The sequence below is a fragment of the Nocardioides sp. cx-173 genome, from assembly GCF_021117365.1.
GTDB lineage: Bacteria > Actinomycetota > Actinomycetes > Propionibacteriales > Nocardioidaceae > Nocardioides.
In genome coordinates this window covers 621,349-639,237 of sequence record NZ_CP088262.1, presented here as the reverse complement: position 1 = coordinate 639,237, position 17,889 = coordinate 621,349, and the positions used below count along the sequence as shown (strand labels likewise).

The window sequence follows — 17,889 nt, the reverse complement described above, 5'->3', positions numbered from 1 at the left end:
GCTAGGCGCAGGACACGCACGTGCGCGCCGTCGGGCGGACCTCCAACCGCCCGGCGGCGATCGCACGTCCGCACGCCTCGCACGCCCCGTAGCTGCCGACACGCAGCCGCTCGAGGGCGGCGTCCACCTCGTCGAGGTGTTGGCTCGCCTGCCGCACCAGCGCCCCCATCTGGGAGCGCTCGAACGCGATGGTCGCGCCCTCGGGGTCGTGCTCGTCGTCGGCGTTGGTGTCTCGTGAGGCGTCCACCACGCTGCGGAAGTCACCGCGCAGCGTGGCCAGCCGCGCCTCGGTCCGGGCCCGGTCCGCGAGGAGCAGGTCGCGCGGCGACCCGGTCACGGTGTCGGGGTGGGTGCCGGCGCCGAGGGCAGCTGCGTCGGCTCCTCGGTGGGCTCCTCCGACGGCGCCTCGTCGCTGGGCTCCGCCGACGGCTCCTCGGTGGGCTCCTCCGACGGCGCCTCGGACGTCGGCGCGTCGTCACTGGGCGTGGGCTCGCTGCTCGGGGCGGTCGGCTGCTGGTCGGGCTCGTCCTTCCGGTCCCCCTCGTCGTCGGACTTCCCGCCGCCGTTGAACGTCGAGTTCGAGTCCTTGTCGCTGCCGCCGGTGTAGGACGAGACGCTGCGCCCGGTCACGGCCTCGAACGAGGCGATCACGGCCAGCGCCACCAGGAACGCTGCGGCGGCACTGAGGCCGATCCTCTTCCACGGCAGCAGCCGCAGTCGCGCGCCCAGGCTCGTCGCCGGCCCGCCGTCATCCGGCTGGGCGGCGCCCAGCTCCGCTCGAGCCTGTCCGAGCCGCTCGTCGGCCGCCCCCAGATGTGCCTGGGCCGCACCGGTGTCGTCCTGGCGACCGGCCCGCCGCACCTCGGCCTGGGCCACGCCCACCTTGCGCAGAGCGGCCTCCTGGGCCTTGGCCATGGTGCGCTTGCTGCGGGCCAGCCCCTGCGCGTAGAGCTGGGTCGCGACGGTCACGAGCACGCTGCCGAGCGCGGCGCCGATCAGGGTGCCGGCAGCGCCGAGGGTCGAGAGCAGGACAGCCGCCGTGACCGCCGCCAGCGCACTCGCCACCGTCTTGACCCAGTCGATCTTGGTCTCGCTGTCCTGGGTCTGGGAGTCGTCGTCAGTCATCCCTACCCAGGGTGCCAGCGGGGGCCACAGATCCCACATGCGATGAGCGTGAGTCAGGACACCCCCTGCGCGGTGACGACCAGGTTGTCGGCGTAGTGGAACGCTCCGCCCCCCAGATCGCGCCGGTTGGCGCAGGTCACCAGGTGCAGCAGGTGCGGGCCGTCGACGCGGAACACCTGCCCGGGGACACCCCGGCGCCGGTCGTAGCGGCGGACGCTGCGCACCACGAAGCGGCGCACCTCGCCGCCGGGCTCGGTCCAGCGGACGACGTCGCCGACCTGGGCCAGCCGCAGCCGCCACAGCGCCCCCGGCCGGTCGTGACGGTCCGAGACGTGGCCCGAGACCACGCTCGAGCCGAGTACGTCGCCGGAGGCGGCCGTCGCGCTGAGCCAGCCGAGGCGGTGTCGGCTGTTGGGGATCGCCATCGTGCCGTGGTCGAGACCGACCGCGTCGACCGGTGCGCGCACCCCGATCCGGTCGATGCGCAGCTCGCCGGCGGAGCGGCGCCGCGCGTGGCCGGGCAAGGGCGGCGCGACGTAGGGCCGGTAGAGGTAGCGCGGCCGGGTCGGGGTGGTGGGATACGACGCCTCGGGGTCCGGCCGCGCCCCGCCGGACGGGACCTCGGGGATCCAGGGCAGCGGCGGTCGGGTGACCAGTGCCGTCTCGAGCGGGAGCCCCGGCTCGGTGGCGACGGGCTCCGTCGTGGCCGTCGCGCGCAGGCGCTCGCTGTAGGTGTAGCAGCCCGGGACGGCGAGCACCGTGCCTCTGGTCTCGTAGGTGCCGCTGCCGCGGGCCACGAGCACGCCGCGATCGGCGACCGGTGCCGCAGCCCAGCGCAGGGCACGGCACGAGCCGTCACCTCGAGGGGCCAGCGGTCCGTGCAGCGTCCAGTGGACGGTCACCTTGTCGCTCTTCGCGAGGCCGCTGACGCGGACCGTGTCGCGCGGCCGGACGCCCACGTGGGCGCGCTGGTCGGAGGCGACCGTGCTCACCCGGGGGGTACGGCGCACGGCCAGCGCGGTCTCCGTGGCCAGCCCGGGCGGGCTGCTCGCCTCGGTGGTCAGCGGGGTCGGCGGCAGGTACTGGCTGTAGGTGTAGCAGCCGGCGCGGCGCAGCGTCGTCGACGGCGTGCGGTAGCGACCGTCGCCGGCGGCCGCCACCGTGCCGTGGGCGGCGACCGGGGATCCGGCCCACGAGATCCCCACGCAGGTCCCGTCGGCGGCCGCCGGGCGCGGCCCGTGCAGCGTCCACTCGATCGTCACCGGGCTGTCCTCGATCCCCCCGAGGAGCATGGTGTCGTGGATGGCGTCGCCGACGTGGGCGCGCTGTCGTGACGCGGTGGTGCTGATCGTGGGCGTGAACGCGACGACCAGCGTCGTCTCCTCGACCAGCCCGCACCGGGTCGTGACCGGCACCGTCTCCTCGTCGCCTGGGAAGGCCTCCACCCAGGTGTAGTAGCCGACCCGGTCGACGCTCAGCGGGGGCGTCTCGTAAGTGCCGTCACCGGCGACCGGGAAGGTCACCCGCCCGGCGACCCGGTCGGGCGTGCAGTCGTCTGGGCCGGGCTGGGCGTCGAAGGGGCCGTAGAGCGTGGCGGCGACCTGGGCGGCGTACCGGTCGGGCAGGCCGGTGACCGTGACGACGTCGTGGATCTGCGCGCCGGGGGTCACCTCGGCGTCGGAGGTCTGGGTGACCACCTGCGGTCGCGCCTTGCGGATGCGGGCGCTGGCCTGCACCGCCGCCGTCGTGCGGCTCTCCTGGGCGATCCACCCGCGCTGCTTGCCGGCGTCGCGGGCGTGGGCGCCGCCGTGGGCGTGCCAGTGGCGCGTGCGGTAGAGCAGGCCGTCCGACGAGGGCCCGGCGGCGTAGGCGCGGACGCGGTAGCGGCCGACCTGGCGGGGCGTGATCCGGACGGCCACTCCCTCGCCGCGCGAGACCAGGGGGCGCGGGCAGCGGATCGGGCCCCGGCACTCGAAGCGCACCCGCACCCCCGGCACCAGCCGGCCCGACGCGGCGCGCACCTGCACCCGGTAGGTCCGCGAGCGGCCGAGGTGCACCGGGCCGCGGCGGCGGCTCGGCAGCTCCAGGCGGTACGGCCCGTAGTAGGCCGAGGCGGCGCGCCACATCTGCTGGGCCAGCACCATGATCCGCCCGTCCAGCCCGCCGACCGGCGGACGCACCGCCTCGCCGACATCGAGCCCCTGGGGATACACGACCGTCCCCCCACGGCGCCGGCCATCGCCCATCACCTCACGGATGATCAGCGCGATCGCGGCGTCGCGCTCGTCGCTGCCGGTCGAGCCGTGGCCGGCCCAGGTCGAGATCACGTGGTTGAGCGCGGCCACCTCACGATCGCCGACCCGGTCGCCGAGCTGGTTGACCAGGCGCCCGGTGGAGACGACCTGCGCGCGGCGGGGCAGGCGGGAGTCGTAGAGGAAGTCGATGCAGAAGAACACCCGTCCGCTCGGCGCCCGGTAGGTGCCGATCCAGGTCAGCCCGCGGTGCTCTCCGTCGCGGTAGCGCAGGCACGCTCCGTTGACCAGGTTGGGGTCGATGCGGCGGCAGGTCTCCTTGTCCACCCGGGTCGCCGCCTGCGCCGGCGGCGTACCTCCCGGTGGGGCCAGGACTAGCGCCAGCCCGGCGACGAGCAGGGCGAGGACGGTGAGCAGGGACAGGGCGGGGCGAGGTATCCGAGACATGCCGACCACCGTGGCCACCCGAACGTCGCCTGAAAAGCACGATCTCTAGGCCTGTGGATGACCGCGCGAACGACGGGTCGCTAGCGTCATGCCCATGGACCCCACCGAGGTCGAGCGCCGCTACGACGAGATCGAGTACGGCTCACGTGTCGACAAGGCAGAGGCACACGAGGCGGCGGGCCGCGCGATGGAGCCTGGGCAGCACGGCCGCGTCCTCTTCCTCAAGACCGCCGCGGAGCACTGGCTGATGCGCGGCGAGCACGACCGCGCCCGGGCACTGCTCGCGGGCATTCAGGACGAGCCGTCCGAGGGGCTGCTGGCGACCCGGGCCATCCAGCTGAATCTGGCCCTGACCACCGCCGACCCGGCGTGGGCGTCTGCTCTGCTGAAGCAGCTCCTTCTGGACTTCCGGGCCGATCTCGTCTCCACCTCGACCTGTCACTACGTCGGCGAGCTGCTGCGCGAGAACGGCGACCTCCGTCAGGCCCATCGGTGGCTGACCCTGCCGGTGACGAACCTCGACCCGGACGACGACCTGGACGGCGTTGAGGAGCTGTGCGTCGAGGCGCGCGCCGAGGTGCGCCGGGAGCTCGGTCTGCCCCGCGACCGGTTCGACGCGCTCGCCGAGGGCCTCGCCGCCGACTATCGGGACCCGTCAACATCTGATTGACAAGCGTGCCGTGTCAAGCTAATCTTGACGCATGGCCTCGCGACCCCCACTTCGTCCTCGACGGTCCACCTCCCTGAAGGGCGGCCTGGTCCTGGTGCTGCTCGGGCTGCTGGCGTGGCTGCTGTCCCAGGGCCGCGACGGGTTCGACAAGGGCCTGTTCCAGGGCGCCTGCGTCGCGCTGATGATCTTCGGCGCCTACCTGCTCGGGTCGGCGACGTTCCGCAGGGGCACCGAGGAGGAGCTGGGCTCCGACGGCTGGCTGCCGAGCCGTGACGAGCGCTGAGCGGGCGGCGCTGGCCGACGCCATCGGGGCGGCGATCCTCGACGCCACCCCCCGGGGCGACGAGCTGGCCCTGGTGGCCCGGACCGCGGAGGCCGAGACAGCCGTACGCCAGCTGTTGCAGCAGTCCGTCGCCGCCGCGCGGGCGGGCGGCCACAGCTGGGCCGCGATCGGGGAGCGGCTCGGCCTGAGCCGGCAGGCCGTGCAGCAGCGCTTCGGCGAGCGACCCGACACCGACGCGCTACCCGACGAGCAGCGCTGGCTCGGGCCCGTCACCGCCTTCGACGAGATGGGCGAGCTCGAGATCGCCGGCCGGCTGGGCTGGCACACGGTGCAGGTCGGGATGCTGCGCCACCTCGTCGTGCGGACGCCGACCCAGTGGGAGCACAAGCGCGTCGTCTGGACGGGGTCGCTGAAGCGCTACGAGAACGACGGCTGGGTCGTGGGCGCACGGGCCTTCCCGTGGATCTACCTGGTGCGCGACACCGGCCTGCCGGCCGAGTCCTGAGGTTTGCCCGCCGCCGACCCATGGGAGGATCCCGCCCATGAGCGAAGGCGAGCCCGGAGAGCAGATCAGCCCCGACGGAAAGTGGCGCTGGGACGGTCACAACTGGGTGCCGCACGAGCACGCCTCCGCGTCGCCAGCCCCCGGGTCGCCGTACGGCCAGCCGCAGCAGCCCTTCGGGCAATACCCGTCGGCGCCGTACGGCGCCTTCAACCCGCCGCAGAAGAGCAACACGACGCGCAACGTGCTGCTGATCCTCGGCCTCGTCGGGCTGCTGATGCTCGGCGGCTGCGCGGCGCTGGTGGGGCTGGCCGTCAACGAGGTCGACAACACCGTCGCCGAGATCACCGCCAACGACGACGCGCCCGGCGGTGTCGACAACCCGCTGACGATCGAGGAGGGCAAGGCCTTCGACGTCTACGGGTTCGAGTACCGCGAGGGCTGGTCCGTCGAGTCGGACGAGTCCGGGAGGGCCACGGCCGTGGGCCTGAAGTTCGAGAACCAGCGCGAGTCGATCGACAAGGCGAGCGTGGTGGTCAAGCTGCTGCGGAACAACGAGCTCCTCGCCACCGTCAAGTGCCACTCGGAGTCCGCGGAGGTCGGGCAGGTCGTGCCGCTCAAGTGCTACGGCGAGGACGCCATGCCCACGGCCTACGACGAGATCACGATCGCCGACTCCTACTGACGCCTAGTCGCGACCCGCGTCCACCCGCTCGGCGAGCGGGAACGGCACCGTCAGCACGCCACCGCGGATCGCCAGGTGGTAGCGGGTGCGCCCGCGCTTGACCAGCGTGCCCACGACGCCCTCGTAGCGACCCTGCGCGACCACCCGCAGCCGCTCACCCACGTCGGCCGGCGGACCCGCCTGGGGGGCGGCCGGTCGGGCGAGGACGCGGCGCAGCTGGGCGTCGTAGGCCGGCGTCATGGCCACGCTGCGACCGTGGTGGGTCCAGGTGAAGAGGTGGGCCGGGTCGAAGGCCCGCGAGCAGGTGGCGCAGGCCATCGGGCGCTGGGGGCGGCGGTGCCGGGTCACCCGGTGACCGGCCGCGCACACGCCGACCCAGGCCCCGTCCACACCCGGGGTGTCGGCAGAGATCAGCCGCTCGCCGCTGCAGCCGATGCGCCGCGCGGTGGCCTTCCAGACCCGGTCGTGGCCGTGGCGCGCACCGACCAGGGCGTGCGCGATCTCGTGCAGGATCGTGTCGCGCACGTCCTCCTCGCTGTGGACCTGCGTCAGCGGCGCGGACAGCCCGATGCGGCGCTCGGCCTCGCGGCAGATCCCGGCCCGCCGCTTGGCACGGTCGAAGACCAGCTCCCAGTCATGGAGCCCGTGCTCATCGAGCAGCGAGCGACCCAGCCGGGCCGCCTCCGCGAGCTGCACGCCGTACCTCCTGTGTCGTCGTCGACCATCCTAGGAAGCGCCGCCGACATCCATGAGCAACCCCACGGCCCCGGGTGCGGCCGCGGTGAGAGACTGGGGCCATGACCACCGAGAAGCCCCTGATCATCGTCGGCAACGACGGCTCGAAGGCGGCCGAGCCGGCCCTCCATTGGGCGCTGGAGCACGCCCGCGCGGTGGGCGGCACCGTGCAGGTGGTGCGCGGCTGGTCCATGCGGACGGCGCCGCGCCCCGAGACCCAGACGTTCGGCCACATCCCCCCGATCGACGACTTCGAGGCCGCGGTCTTGCAGGACCTCGAGCACGACTGCGCCGAGGTCGTCGCCGACTACGCCGACGTCGAGGTCGAGTACGTCGCCAGGCGCGGCCCCGCCGCCAACGCCCTGCTCGACTGCGCGGCCGAGGCCGACCTGGTCGTCGTCGGCGCCCGCGGGCTGGGCGGCTTCCAAGGTCTCGCCCTCGGCTCCGTGAGCGACCAGGTCTCCCGACACGCCGCCTGCCCCGTCGTCATCGTCCGCAACGGGACGTCCGCCGACACCGAGCGCTCCCTGCCCCGGGACTGAGTCCCCTCACCCTCCCCGGGTTCGCCGTAGAGGCATCCGACCCGGGCAGGGGGTGCCACTTGACCCTGGGCGACCGCGCCCCCCGCTCCGAGGCTGGATGAACATGTCCGGCTCGGAGAAGGGACGCTCTCGTGGGCATCCGACAGATGGCCGTCCTGGCCGTAAGCGCGATGGCGGCCGCGGCCCTCACGGTCGTCCCGGACGTGGCCCTCGCGCCGGCGTACGCCGACCCGCCGACCGGCGGCACCACCATCGTGGACGAGACGTTCACCGGCTCGACCGTGCCGGACCCGGCGTGGTCGGCCCAGGGTGAGGCGTGTCTCACCGGTGCCCGCACCGCCCCGCCGGCCGGGGCCGCCAACATCCCGACGTGCGCGGGCCAGCGCAGCGGCCCCGTCCCCGCGCTCGGCGCCACCCCCGGCTACCTGCAGCTCACCGACACGAGCACCCAGTCAGCCGGAAGCGTGCTGTACAACCGGCCGATCCCGGCGACGGCCGGGGTGACCATCACCTTCGACCAGTTCCAGTACGGCGGCACCGGGGCCGACGGCATCGGGTTCTTCCTCGTCGACGGCGCCACCAACCTGACCCGGACCGGTGGGGCGGGCGGGAGCCTGGGCTACGACCAACGCATCGTCCAGGGCGATCCACCCGAGCCTGGCATCGAGGGCGGGGTGCTCGGGGTGGGGCTGGACGCGTACGGCAACTTCTACGACGACGGGGAGAGCCGCGGGGCGGGCTGCCCCGAGGGCGAGCGCTCGCCGTCGACCGCCGAAGGCGCGGTGGCCCCGAACGTGATCACGCTGCGCGGCCCCGGCGATGGCCTGATCGGCTACTGCTACCTCGCCTCCACCACGCCCGCGGACGCTGCCGACCCGAACGACCCCGGCACCACGCTCAACGGCGGCACCGGGACGTTGCGAGCCCGCACGCTCGCCGGGTCCTGGCGGCAGGTGAACATCACGGTCACCCCCGCACCGGACCCCCGCGTCATCGTCCAGGTGCGCTACAACCCCAGCGCCGCGGGTGACCCCTGGATCACCGAGCTCGACGTGCCGGCCCCAGCCGGCCTGCCCAGCACCTACAAGTTCGGCCTGGCGGGCTCCACCGGCGGTCAGACCGACGTCCACCTCATCCGCAACGCCGTCGTCCGCTCGGTCAACCCGCTTGCGGAGCTGCAGCTGGAGAAGCAGGTCGACCGCAGCGCCGGCACCCTGCCCGCCGTCATCACCGCCGGCACGGTCATCCCCTACCAGTACACCGTCACCAACGCGGGGACGGAGGACCTCTCCACCCTGTCGATCATCGACGACAAGATCACCGGCGCGATCACCTGCGACGCCACCACCCTCACCCCGGCGCCGGCGCCGGGGTCGACCACGGTGTGCCGCGGCACCTACACGGTCACCGCAGCCGACGTCGCGGCCGGCGAGGTCGTCAACACCGCCACGGCGAGCGCCGTGAACCCGGGTGGCGACACAGTCAACTCCCCCGAGGCCACGGTCACCGTCCCCCTCGTCTCACGCCTCGAGCTCACCAAGAGCGTGCAGACCGATCCGCCGTATGTCGCCGGCCAGGAGGTGGAGTACCTCTACACCGTGACGAACACCGGCGGCTCCAGGGTCACGAACATCGCCGTCACCGACGACCGCATCTCCTCGGCGACGCTCCTGTGCGAGGCGAACGAGCTGGAGCCCGGCGCGTCGACCACCTGCGTCGGCACCTACACCGTCGACACCGCTCAGGCCGACGCTGCGGGGCGCATCGTCAACACCGCCGTCGCGACCGGGGACACCCCGGTCGGCCAGGAGGTCCGGTCACCGGAGGCCCAGGCATCCATCGGGGTCAACACCGACATCGCCGTCGCCAAGACCGTCAGCGACCCCACCCCGAGCGTGGGCGACACCGTCACCTTCACCGTCACCGCGACCAACAACGGCCCGGCGGCGGCGACCAACCTCCTGGTCACCGACCTGCTCCCCGCCGGACGGCTCACGTTCCAGACGGCCGCCACCTCAGGCCCTCAGCCGTCCACGTACACCGCGGGGACGGGCGCCTGGTCCATCCCCGCGCTGGCGGTCGGCAACACGGTGACCCTCACCATCACCGCCCGGGTCGACACCAACGCGGTGGTCTCGAACACGGCGAGCCTGACTCGGCTCGACCAGCTGGACACCAATGCGTCCAACAACAGCGCCACCGTGACCCTGAACCCGCGCTCCCTCGACCTGGCCGTCACCAAGCAGGTCATCGGCTCCGACGAGGTCGCGGCCGGGGAGCCGGTCACGTTCCGCGTGACGGTGACGAACCTGGGCCCGCGCCCCGGCACCGGGATCACCCTGACCGACGAGCTGCCCCCGGGGCTGACCTACCTGGGCACCGACTCCGGTGGCGACGGCAGCTACGACCCGGACACCGGCATCTGGACCGTCGGCTCCCTCGCCGTGGGCGCAACCGCGACCTACGACTTCGTCCTCGGCACCAGCGCTACGGGGACGTTCACCAACGCGGTCAGCCTCGCCACTGTGTCTCCCGCCGACATCAACAGCGCCAACAACTCCGCGGCGGCGACGGTGGACGTACGCACCCCCATTGCCGACCTGGTCATCGTCAAGGGAGCCTCCCCGGAGGAGGCAGTGGTCGGGGACACGGTCACGTACTCGGTGACCGTCCTGAACCGCGGCCCCGACCCGGTGCGCGGCGTCTACGTCACCGACGCGGGCCCCGAGGGCGTGACGGTCCTCGAGAGCGTCCCCTCCCAAGGCACCGTCGACGTCGCCGGAGCCCGATGGGACGTCGGCCTGCTCGGGCCTGGTGACTCCGCGGACCTGACGGTCACCGCCCGGCTCGACACGGTCGGTACCAAGGTCAACCTGGTCACGGTCGACGCGCCGCTTCTCGACGACCCGACCCCCGAGGACAACGAGTCCACGGCCACCGTCACGACGCTGGCCCCGGCGGTCGACGTCGCCGTCACCAAGTCCGTCGCCGCGGCCGGCGGTGGATCTGCCTCTGAGATCCCGCTCGGGCAGGACGCGGTGTTCACCGTCACCGCGACCAACAATCCGGTCCCCGGCCAGCCCGCGACCACGGTCACGAACTCGGTCTTCACCGACCTCCTCCAGGAGGGTCTGACCTTCGTGTCCGCCAGCGGCGACGGCACCTTCGACGCCGCCACCGGAACCTGGACCGTCGGCTCCATCCCGGTCGGTGCCACCGTCACCCTCACCATCACCGTGACCGGCACGACCGTGGGGGAGCGCAGCAACACGGCCAGCCTGTCCAACCTGGACCAGCGCGACGTCGATCCGACCAACAACTCGGCCTCGGCCACGGCCACCTTCGTCGAGCTCGCCGACCTCGCGATCACCAAGACCGCCGACCGGGAGGTCGCCCAGCCGCGGGACACGGTCGTCTACACGATCACCGTCACCAACAACGGGCCGAACGCCACGGACGACACGATCGCCCACGACCCCGCGCTCATCCAGGCGAACATCACCGGGCACACCGCCGACCGCGGGACGTTCGACGAGACGACACGCGTCTGGACCATCCCTCGGCTGGAAGCCGGTGAGACGGCGACGCTGACGGTCTCGGTGCTGGTCGGCGACGACGCCTCGGGGCACTACCGCAACCTGGTCGCGATCCAGCAGTCCCGCGTCGACGACCCGAACCCGGACGACAACGTCGACATCGAGGAGCTGTTCATCCCGGCCGCGGACATCGCCGTCACGAAGACCGTCGACGACCCCACCCCGGCTCTCGGCGACACCGTCACCTTCACGGTCGGGCTGCGCAACCTCGGGCCCGACACGGCAGAGGACGTCACCGTCGACGACGTCCTGCCACCGGGCCTCACGTACGTCAGCAGCGAGCCCCTCGTCGGCACCTACGATCCCGCCACCGGCGTCTGGGACGTCGGCCGGCTCGAGCCGACCGAGACCGCCACCAGCAGCGCTATCGCGCTGCTGCGGATCACCGCGCGGGTCACCCGCTCGGGTCCGCTCACGAACACGGCCTCGTCCGATCGCAGCGGCGCCTTCCCGATCGACCGCAACCTCGACAACAACTCCGACTCCGCCACCGTGAACAGCCTGGTGCCCCCCGCGCCGGGACGACCGGTCATCCGGACGCGAACGTCGGAGAAGCGGGTCGAGCCCGGACAGCCCTTCTACGACCGGGTCCGCATCACCGGCCTCGCCCGTGGCACGAGGGTTCCCGCGACCGCTCGTCTCTACGGCCCCTTCCGGTCGTTCGCGGCGGTCGGCTGCGGATCGGCCAACCTGGCGCGCACCGTCGCGTGGCGCGCCCGGGCCGGCTGGACGCGCACGCCGGCGGTGCGGGTCTCCGAGCCCGGCGTCTACACGTGGCGGATCCGGACCCGGCCGACGCAGGCCAACCGGGGCGGGTGGAGCAGGTGCGGCCTGGCCGCGGAGACGACGACCGTCGCGAAGCCGTCCTACCCGCCTCCGGTGATCAACGGCGGCTTCGCCGGCACCCTGCCCGGCTCCGGCTCCGAGCGCGGCACCCGGACCAGGATCCGCGCCGGCGCCATCGGGCTCGACGCGGCCGTGCTCCCCACGAACGTCCGGCGAGGGCACATGAACCTGCCCGGCGACGTCGACCTCACCAGCTGGCTGCGCAGGTCCGCCGACGTCGGCGACCGGATCGGCACCTCGGTGGTCGCGGGTCACGTATCCGACCGGCACGACCGACCGGGCGCACTCTGGGGGCTGCGCCGCGCCAGGCCCGGCCAGGTCGTCACCGTCACCCGCGGCGGCAAGTCCTACCGCTACCAGGTGACCGGCACCGAGAGGTACGACCGGACCCAGCGGCTGCCGAGCCGGCTGTTCCGGACCACCGGGGCGCACCGACTGGTGATCGTCAGCTGCACCCGACGCGTCGTGTACTCCAACGGGCACTTCCACTACACGAAGTACCTGGTCGTGGTCGCCAAGCCGCTCGGCGCCCGGCTGAGGGACTAGCCCCGGGATGGCTGGCACCCCCTCGACTGACCAGGCCCCTGCCCCCGGCACGGAGCCGTCCGCGAAGCTCGACCGCACGGTGGTCGTCACCGGGCTGGTCATCGTGGCGGGCATGCTCATGTCCGTGCTCGACAGCACGATCGTGAACGTCGCGCTCGACACCCTCAGCTCCGACCTCGACGCCTCGCTGGCCAAGACCCAGTGGGTCGTGACCGGCTACCTGCTGTCCGTCGCCATGGTCATCCCCGTCACCGGGTGGGCCATGGACCGCTTCGGGTCCAAGCGGATCTGGATCCTGGCGGTCGCCTTGTTCATGCTCGGCTCCGCCCTGTGCGCGACCGCCTGGAACATGGAGAGCCTGATCGGGTTCCGCATCCTGCAGGGCCTCGGCGGCGGCATGCTGCTGCCGGCCGGGCAGACGATGATCGCCCGGGCGGCGGGGCCCGACCGGATGGGCAGCGCCATGGCCATCCTCGGCGTCCCGATGCTCCTCGGACCGGTGTTCGGTCCCGTGCTCGGCGGCCTGCTGGTGGAGTACACCACCTGGCACTGGATCTTCGTGGTCAACGTCCCCGTCGGCATCCTCGCCATCGCGCTGGCCGTGTGGAAGCTGCCCACCGGGGCGCCAGCGGGCCCGGCGGTCCGGCTCGACGTCATCGGGGTGGTCATGCTCTCGGGCAGCCTCGCCGCCCTTCTCTACGGGCTCTCCGAGGCCAGCTCCCGCGGCGGCTTCGGGGAGTGGGGCGTCCTCGGCTGGCTGATCGGCGGCGCCGTCGGGCTGGCCCTGTACGTCGCCTACAGCCTGGTGCGCGGCCCCGCCTCCATCATCGACGTCCGCCTGCTGAGCAACCGCGTCTTCGCCAACAGCACCGCGGCGGTCTTCCTCGTCGCCATCGGCATGTTCGGCGGCATGCTGCTGCTGCCGCTGTACTACCAGACCGTCCGGGACCAGGGCGCGCTCGACGCGGGCCTGCTGCTGGCACCGCAGGGCCTCGGCGCCATCGTCGCCGTGCTCCTCACCGGCAAGCTCACCGACCGCATCGGCGCGGGCTACGTCGTCCCGGTCGGCGTCGTGCTGGCCCTGATCGGCACGTTCCCCTTCACCCAGGTCGGCGTGGATACCTCCTACGTGTGGCTCTGCGTCGCCCTCTTCGTCCGCGGCATCGGACTCGGCGCGGTCATGATGCCGACCATCTCCTCGGCCTACAGCACCCTCAGCAAGGACCAGGCGTCCCGGGGAGCGCCCACGCTGTCGGCCATCCAGCAGGTCGGTGCGTCCCTCGGCAGCGCCGTCCTGATCACGGTCCTGACCCACGAGCTCACCCGCAAGCTCGCCTCGGGGGGCGTCGAGAGCGGGAGCACCGGCAGCGGCGGCGGGGCCACCGAGCTGCACTCCATCCCCAAGAGCGAGCTGCCGGTCGTGGGCCCGCTCCTGGCCGACTCCTACCAGGTCGCCTTCTGGGTCGCGTTCGCTCTCACCGCGCTGATCATCATCCCGGCGCTGGCCCTCCCCCGGCATCTGCACGGCCGGCCCGACCGATCAGGCGCCGCCCCGACCTCCGGCGCGGGCGACACGTAGCGCCGTCAGCGCCCCGAGACGAGGCGCGCCACGCGCCCACCACCGCCGGCGGCCCAGCAGGAGCCGTCGTGCGTGCAGTCCACAGCGTGGTAGCCGGACTCGCTCACCTGCGTCCAGCTGCGACCGCCGTCGTGGCTGATGCTGGTCCCTCTCACCTCACCCGACTCCCCCGTGACGATCAGTCGCTGACCGCGCCCCGGCAGGAAGGCGGCGTCCTCGCCCAAGTGGCGCAGGTCCCCGGTGTTGCGCCAGGCCCGGCCATGACGCGAGACCGCCACGGCGTCGACACCGTCGGCCGGCGCGGCGAAGTCACCGCCGACGGCGACCCCCTCGTGCGGCGTACGGAACGTCAGCGCGAACACGCCAGCGGACTCACCGGCCGGGATCGTGGAGTCGGCAGCCGTCCAGGTCCGGCCGAAGTCGTCGGAGCGGAAGACCCGCGAGGCTCCTCCCCCGGAGCCGAAGTACGCCGTGCGCCCGGCGGTCACCAGACAGTCACCGCTGGCGGCGAACCCGAACTCCGTGGGGGCCTGCGGCATCCCGTCGTCCGGCAGCACCGTCCAGGAGCGACCGGAGTCGCGCGTGGCGAGGATCCGGAACCTCCCGTCGACCGGGTCGCTCAGGGCCAGCCCCCGCCTGCCGCCGGGATAGAAGGCCATGCAGTCGTAGAACGCGGCCGGGTCGTCGTTGACGAAGGCCGCGGCCCAGCTCCGTCCACCGTCGGTGGTGCGGTAGATCCGCGACGCGTCCCCGGCGCCGATGGCCAGGACCACGGCCTCCTTCGCGTTGCGCGCCTCCACGTCGCGAAGCAGCAGCCCCTCGGTGCCGGGCGGGCTCACGTCGTCCCAGCTGCGCCCGCCGTCGACGGTGCGGAACACCCGTCCGGGGGCTCCCTCGGTGGCGCTGCCGCCGGCCACCCACGCCACCCGCCGGTCGACCGCGTCCAGGCCCCGGAAGCTCTGGTCGGCGTCGACGACCCGCTCGGCCCACGACACTGCGTCGCCATGGCCCGCACCCGGCGGGCCGTGGTGGCCGGGGGCGCCCCCTCCCCCGGCGTACGACGGTCCCGCCAGCGCGGAGCCGATCAGGACGGTGGACAGTACGAGCGCGCCGAGTCGAGCCATGCCAGCACCCTGCTCCGTCACGACCCCACCTGTCCAGAGGCAGGCTGCGCCGTCAGGGCTACGCTCGATGAGTGCGCTCGTCTCACGAGCGGCTGAGACTCACGTGGCTGGGTCACTCGACGGTGGTGAGCGACCTCGCAGGGACCCGGCTGCTGACCGACCCCCTCCTGCGAACGCACAGCAACGTGTTGCGCCGCAGGGGGCCCAGGCCGAGCCGTGAGCAGTGGGCAGATCCCGACGCGGTGCTCCTCTCCCACCTGCACCTCGACCATGCCGAGCTCCGGTCCCTGCGGATGGTCCCGGGGGTGCCTGTCCTCACCGGCAGCCGCAACGCGGCCTGGGTGCGCCGGCAGGGCCTGCTCGGACAAGGGGCGGAGGAGTGGACCGACGTGGGCGCCCTGCAGGTGCGCTTGGTGCCCGCCGTCCACCACGACCGACCGCTGCCGCACCGTCCCAACGAGGCCCACGGTCACCTGGTGCGCTCGGGCGCGACCACGCTGTGGGTGGCAGGAGACACCGCCTGGTACGACCGGATGGCCGACCTTCCGGCGCTGGCCGGGACCGAGCGGCTGGACGTGGTGATTGTCCCGATCGGCGGGTGGGGCCCCCGACTGTCGGCCCACCACATGGGACCGGCACAGGCGGCGCAGGCGTGCGCCGCGACCGGGGCGCGCTTCGCCCTGCCGGTGCACTGGGGCACCTTGCACCCACCCCTGATGACCACGTTCGGCGACTGGTTCGAGCGCCCCCTCGCCGCCTTCGAGGCGGAGGTCTCGACCGTGGCACCGGACTGCACGGTGATCAGGCTCGGGCACGGGGAGACGTGGTCACGTGAGGGTGACCGGGACCTCTGACTCGGGCGCCTGCGACTCGAGACGCTGGCCGGACTGCCGGAGGAACCCCAGCAGCACCTGGTGGAGCTGGTCGGCGCCCTCGACCCGCTCCGGCACGGAGGCGGCGAGGTCCTGCGGCGCCAGGAGGACCGCACTGTCCTGCCATCCGCCCAGGCCGCCGTGCGCCCCGACGAGCTCCTCGAAGGCCGCGATGTCGAGGGTCTGCTCGTCCAGGGAGCTGTTGAGGTAGAGGTCGGGCGCCATCGGGTCCAGCACCGCACGCAGCAGCTGCCGCCTGGCGTGCTCGCCGTACCGGACCAGGGGGTCGGTGCCGGTGACCGCACCCGAGACCAGGTCGACCCGGCCACCGTCCCCGTAGGCCCAGGGGACCCCGTGCTCGTCGATCCCGGCGACGAACCCCAAGCCCGGGTGCTCGCAGAGCCCGGGCAGCAGGCGCGGCCAGCGGGCCGTCAGCGCGTCCAGGCTCTGACGGGTCTCACCCGGCAGGTAGAAGAGCCCCAGGTTCCCCGAGCCGAGGACGACGGCGCGGCCGGGAGCCTGGATGCCACCGCCGCCCCGGTCGCCACTGCCGTCGCCCTCCCACTCCCGGTCGACCCGACGACGGGCCGGAGCCGTGAGCCGGCCCGCGACCCCCTCCTCTCCGATGTCCTGGACCAGCGCGTGGGCCCTGCCCCATCCCTCGTCGGCCTCCTCGTAGTCGTGGACGCGCTCGTCCATCAGCTCGGCGCAGAGGGCGGAGAGCTCCTGGCCGTAGCGGTCGGCGAACGGCTGCCCCTGGGACTGGCCGTGATCGGAGACGACGACCAGGCGATAGCGCCGGGCAGCGTGCTCGGCGAGCAGCTCGAGCTGGGCAAGCACCCGGTCCAGGCCCTCGAGGGCGGCCAGGGACTCGTGCCGGAACAGCCCGGCGTGGTGGGCAACCTCGTCGTAGTCGACGTAGTCGACGTAGATCACCTTGCGCCCGCGCTGCATCTCCTCGGCGATCAGGGCGGTGTTGAGATCGCGCAGCAGGCCGTTGGTCACGGCCCGGAGCAGCGCGAAGGTCCAGCTCCTGCGCACGCGTGGCACCAGCTCGTACCGCACCTGGGCGTGCGCCTGCCAGCGCTCCTTCGCCACCTCGCCGACCGTGCGGGTGAGGCTGCGGGCGAAGCCCGTGGGGGTGAGCAAGAACCAGACCAGCGCCCTCCTCGTCTGGGGCGAGCCCAGACGGGCGCTCGCCCGGCTCATCGTCAGGGGCGCATTCTCGGCATCTCCGGAGAAGAGGTTCGAGATCGACACCCCGTCCTCGCAGAGCAGCCCCCGGCCGTTGCTCGCCCGCTCCTCGATGATGCGCGCGTCCGCGGGGTGGTTGGCGACCAGGACCCGGCCGAGCTCGCGGTCGTACCACCGGAAGCCCGGAACGCCGGCCACGGTGCCGTGCAGCACACCGAGCTGGCTGGCCGGGGTGGTGCAGGGAAGCTGCGGGGTCCATTCGCGCAGGTGGTAGGCCCCGGAGGTCACCCACCGGCGGATCGTCGGCACCCCGCCGGCCTGCACGGCCCAGCGGAGCACCGGGAACGGCACCCCGTCGAGCTGCACGACGAGCAGGCCATCGACCTCCGGGTCGGGGGGACGAACGGACCGGCCGCGACGGGCGAGCGCGGTGGTGAGGGACTCGTCCGTGCCGGCGGTGAGGAGGTAGGCCGCGACCGTCCCGCCGGCGGCGCAGAGCCAGCTCGTCACGAAGGCCGCCGTCCAGGTCGCGGTGATCCCCGGGACGATGAGCATCGCGATGTGCATGACCACGCCCTGGGTGCCGAAAGCCAGGGGGAGCACGGTCAGCCAACCGAGTCGGACGCTGACCTCCACCAGGAGCGGGCGCACCAGGAAGCCGACGACGCCGCTGACCGCCGACACCCCGGCCAGGCTCCCCCACGAGGAGGCCTCGAGGTCAGGAAGCAGCCTGGCGGCCACCCACAGGATGCTGGTGGAGACCAGCCAGGTGGCGAGGAACCGCCCGAGGTCCGCGAGGATGAACCATCCCCGACCGCGTCGGCGCGCCCGTCTCGAGACCGGTGCGTCGCTCGCCATGGGGCCCCTCCAACCCGGACGGCGTCCGCCTCC

General features: G+C 73.1%; 14 protein-coding genes. 8 read left to right on the top strand and 6 right to left on the bottom strand.

Annotated elements, in window-relative coordinates; translation table 11 throughout:
• Position 1 precedes the first annotated feature (1 nt).
• Genes LQ940_RS02970 through LQ940_RS02960 form a run of 3 tightly spaced genes read right to left on the bottom strand, consistent with a single transcriptional unit; the run spans position 2 to position 3,824 of the window.
• The gene (locus LQ940_RS02970; RefSeq protein WP_231244860.1) at positions 2-337 is read right to left on the bottom strand and encodes a TraR/DksA family transcriptional regulator; all 336 of its coding nucleotides are present in this window, start codon (positions 335-337) and stop codon (positions 2-4) included.
• Positions 334-1,125, bottom strand: coding sequence for a hypothetical protein (locus LQ940_RS02965; RefSeq protein ID WP_231244859.1), 792 nt, complete (start codon positions 1,123-1,125; stop codon positions 334-336). Before LQ940_RS02965 ends, LQ940_RS02970 begins: the two co-directional genes overlap by 4 nt.
• Before the next feature lie 53 nt (positions 1,126-1,178).
• Entirely contained in the window at positions 1,179-3,824 is a 2,646-nt protein-coding gene (locus LQ940_RS02960; protein WP_231244858.1) for a class F sortase, read from the bottom strand.
• Between the two features lie 94 nt (positions 3,825-3,918).
• On the opposite strand from LQ940_RS02960, the gene LQ940_RS02955 reads away from it, so the two are divergent.
• The 4 genes from LQ940_RS02955 to LQ940_RS02940 are packed head-to-tail and all read left to right on the top strand — an operon-like array spanning position 3,919 to position 5,964.
• Positions 3,919-4,494 (top strand): hypothetical protein, encoded by a 576-nt coding sequence (locus tag LQ940_RS02955; RefSeq protein WP_231244857.1) that lies wholly within the window; start codon positions 3,919-3,921, stop codon positions 4,492-4,494.
• Positions 4,495-4,525: 31 nt separating this feature from the next.
• Positions 4,526-4,777 (top strand): hypothetical protein, encoded by a 252-nt coding sequence (locus LQ940_RS02950; protein ID WP_231244856.1) that lies wholly within the window; start codon positions 4,526-4,528, stop codon positions 4,775-4,777.
• Positions 4,764-5,282 (top strand): AsnC family protein, encoded by a 519-nt coding sequence (locus tag LQ940_RS02945; RefSeq protein ID WP_231244855.1) that lies wholly within the window; start codon positions 4,764-4,766, stop codon positions 5,280-5,282. Before LQ940_RS02950 ends, LQ940_RS02945 begins: the two co-directional genes overlap by 14 nt.
• A gap of 37 nt (positions 5,283-5,319) precedes the next feature.
• Positions 5,320-5,964, top strand: coding sequence for a hypothetical protein (locus tag LQ940_RS02940; RefSeq protein WP_231244854.1), 645 nt, complete (start codon positions 5,320-5,322; stop codon positions 5,962-5,964).
• 3 nt (positions 5,965-5,967) lie between these two features.
• Here the strand turns inward: LQ940_RS02940 and LQ940_RS02935 are convergent, their stop codons facing one another.
• A complete protein-coding gene (locus tag LQ940_RS02935; RefSeq protein WP_231244853.1) occupies positions 5,968-6,660 on the bottom strand; it encodes a SprT-like domain-containing protein in 693 nt (230 codons plus the stop codon).
• A 101-nt stretch (positions 6,661-6,761) separates the two neighbouring features.
• On the opposite strand from LQ940_RS02935, the gene LQ940_RS02930 reads away from it, so the two are divergent.
• From LQ940_RS02930 to LQ940_RS02920, 3 genes are all read left to right on the top strand, one after another.
• Positions 6,762-7,241: a universal stress protein gene (locus LQ940_RS02930; RefSeq protein WP_231244852.1), complete on the top strand. Its 480-nt coding sequence runs from the start codon at positions 6,762-6,764 to the stop codon at positions 7,239-7,241.
• Between the two features lie 131 nt (positions 7,242-7,372).
• Positions 7,373-12,229: a DUF7507 domain-containing protein gene (locus LQ940_RS02925; protein WP_231244851.1), complete on the top strand. Its 4,857-nt coding sequence runs from the start codon at positions 7,373-7,375 to the stop codon at positions 12,227-12,229.
• Positions 12,230-12,236: 7 nt separating this feature from the next.
• Positions 12,237-13,808: an MDR family MFS transporter gene (locus LQ940_RS02920; protein ID WP_231244850.1), complete on the top strand. Its 1,572-nt coding sequence runs from the start codon at positions 12,237-12,239 to the stop codon at positions 13,806-13,808.
• A 5-nt stretch (positions 13,809-13,813) separates the two neighbouring features.
• Here the strand turns inward: LQ940_RS02920 and LQ940_RS02915 are convergent, their stop codons facing one another.
• Positions 13,814-14,932 (bottom strand): oxidoreductase, encoded by a 1,119-nt coding sequence (locus LQ940_RS02915; RefSeq protein WP_231244849.1) that lies wholly within the window; start codon positions 14,930-14,932, stop codon positions 13,814-13,816.
• A gap of 71 nt (positions 14,933-15,003) precedes the next feature.
• Between LQ940_RS02915 and LQ940_RS02910 the strand changes: the two genes are divergently transcribed.
• A complete protein-coding gene (locus LQ940_RS02910; protein WP_231244848.1) occupies positions 15,004-15,786 on the top strand; it encodes an MBL fold metallo-hydrolase in 783 nt (260 codons plus the stop codon).
• Here the strand turns inward: LQ940_RS02910 and LQ940_RS02905 are convergent.
• A complete protein-coding gene (locus LQ940_RS02905) occupies positions 15,760-17,856 on the bottom strand; it encodes a phage holin family protein (RefSeq protein WP_231244847.1) in 2,097 nt (698 codons plus the stop codon). The genes LQ940_RS02910 and LQ940_RS02905 overlap by 27 nt on opposite strands.
• Positions 17,857-17,889: the final 33 nt, after the last annotated feature.

What these genes read in the sequence shown, in the direction of transcription:
- LQ940_RS02920 (WP_231244850.1), top strand. Translation starts at nt 12,237, where the DNA reads ATGGCTGGCACCCCCTCGACTGACCAGGCCCCTGCCCCCGGCACGGAG.
- LQ940_RS02960 (WP_231244858.1), bottom strand. Translation starts at nt 3,824, where the DNA reads ATGTCTCGGATACCTCGCCCCGCCCTGTCCCTGCTCACCGTCCTCGCC.
- LQ940_RS02915 (WP_231244849.1), bottom strand. Translation starts at nt 14,932, where the DNA reads ATGGCTCGACTCGGCGCGCTCGTACTGTCCACCGTCCTGATCGGCTCC.
- LQ940_RS02950 (WP_231244856.1), top strand. Translation starts at nt 4,526, where the DNA reads ATGGCCTCGCGACCCCCACTTCGTCCTCGACGGTCCACCTCCCTGAAG.
- LQ940_RS02965 (WP_231244859.1), bottom strand. Translation starts at nt 1,125, where the DNA reads ATGACTGACGACGACTCCCAGACCCAGGACAGCGAGACCAAGATCGAC.
- LQ940_RS02905 (WP_231244847.1), bottom strand. Translation starts at nt 17,856, where the DNA reads ATGGCGAGCGACGCACCGGTCTCGAGACGGGCGCGCCGACGCGGTCGG.
- LQ940_RS02955 (WP_231244857.1), top strand. Translation starts at nt 3,919, where the DNA reads ATGGACCCCACCGAGGTCGAGCGCCGCTACGACGAGATCGAGTACGGC.
- LQ940_RS02940 (WP_231244854.1), top strand. Translation starts at nt 5,320, where the DNA reads ATGAGCGAAGGCGAGCCCGGAGAGCAGATCAGCCCCGACGGAAAGTGG.
- LQ940_RS02930 (WP_231244852.1), top strand. Translation starts at nt 6,762, where the DNA reads ATGACCACCGAGAAGCCCCTGATCATCGTCGGCAACGACGGCTCGAAG.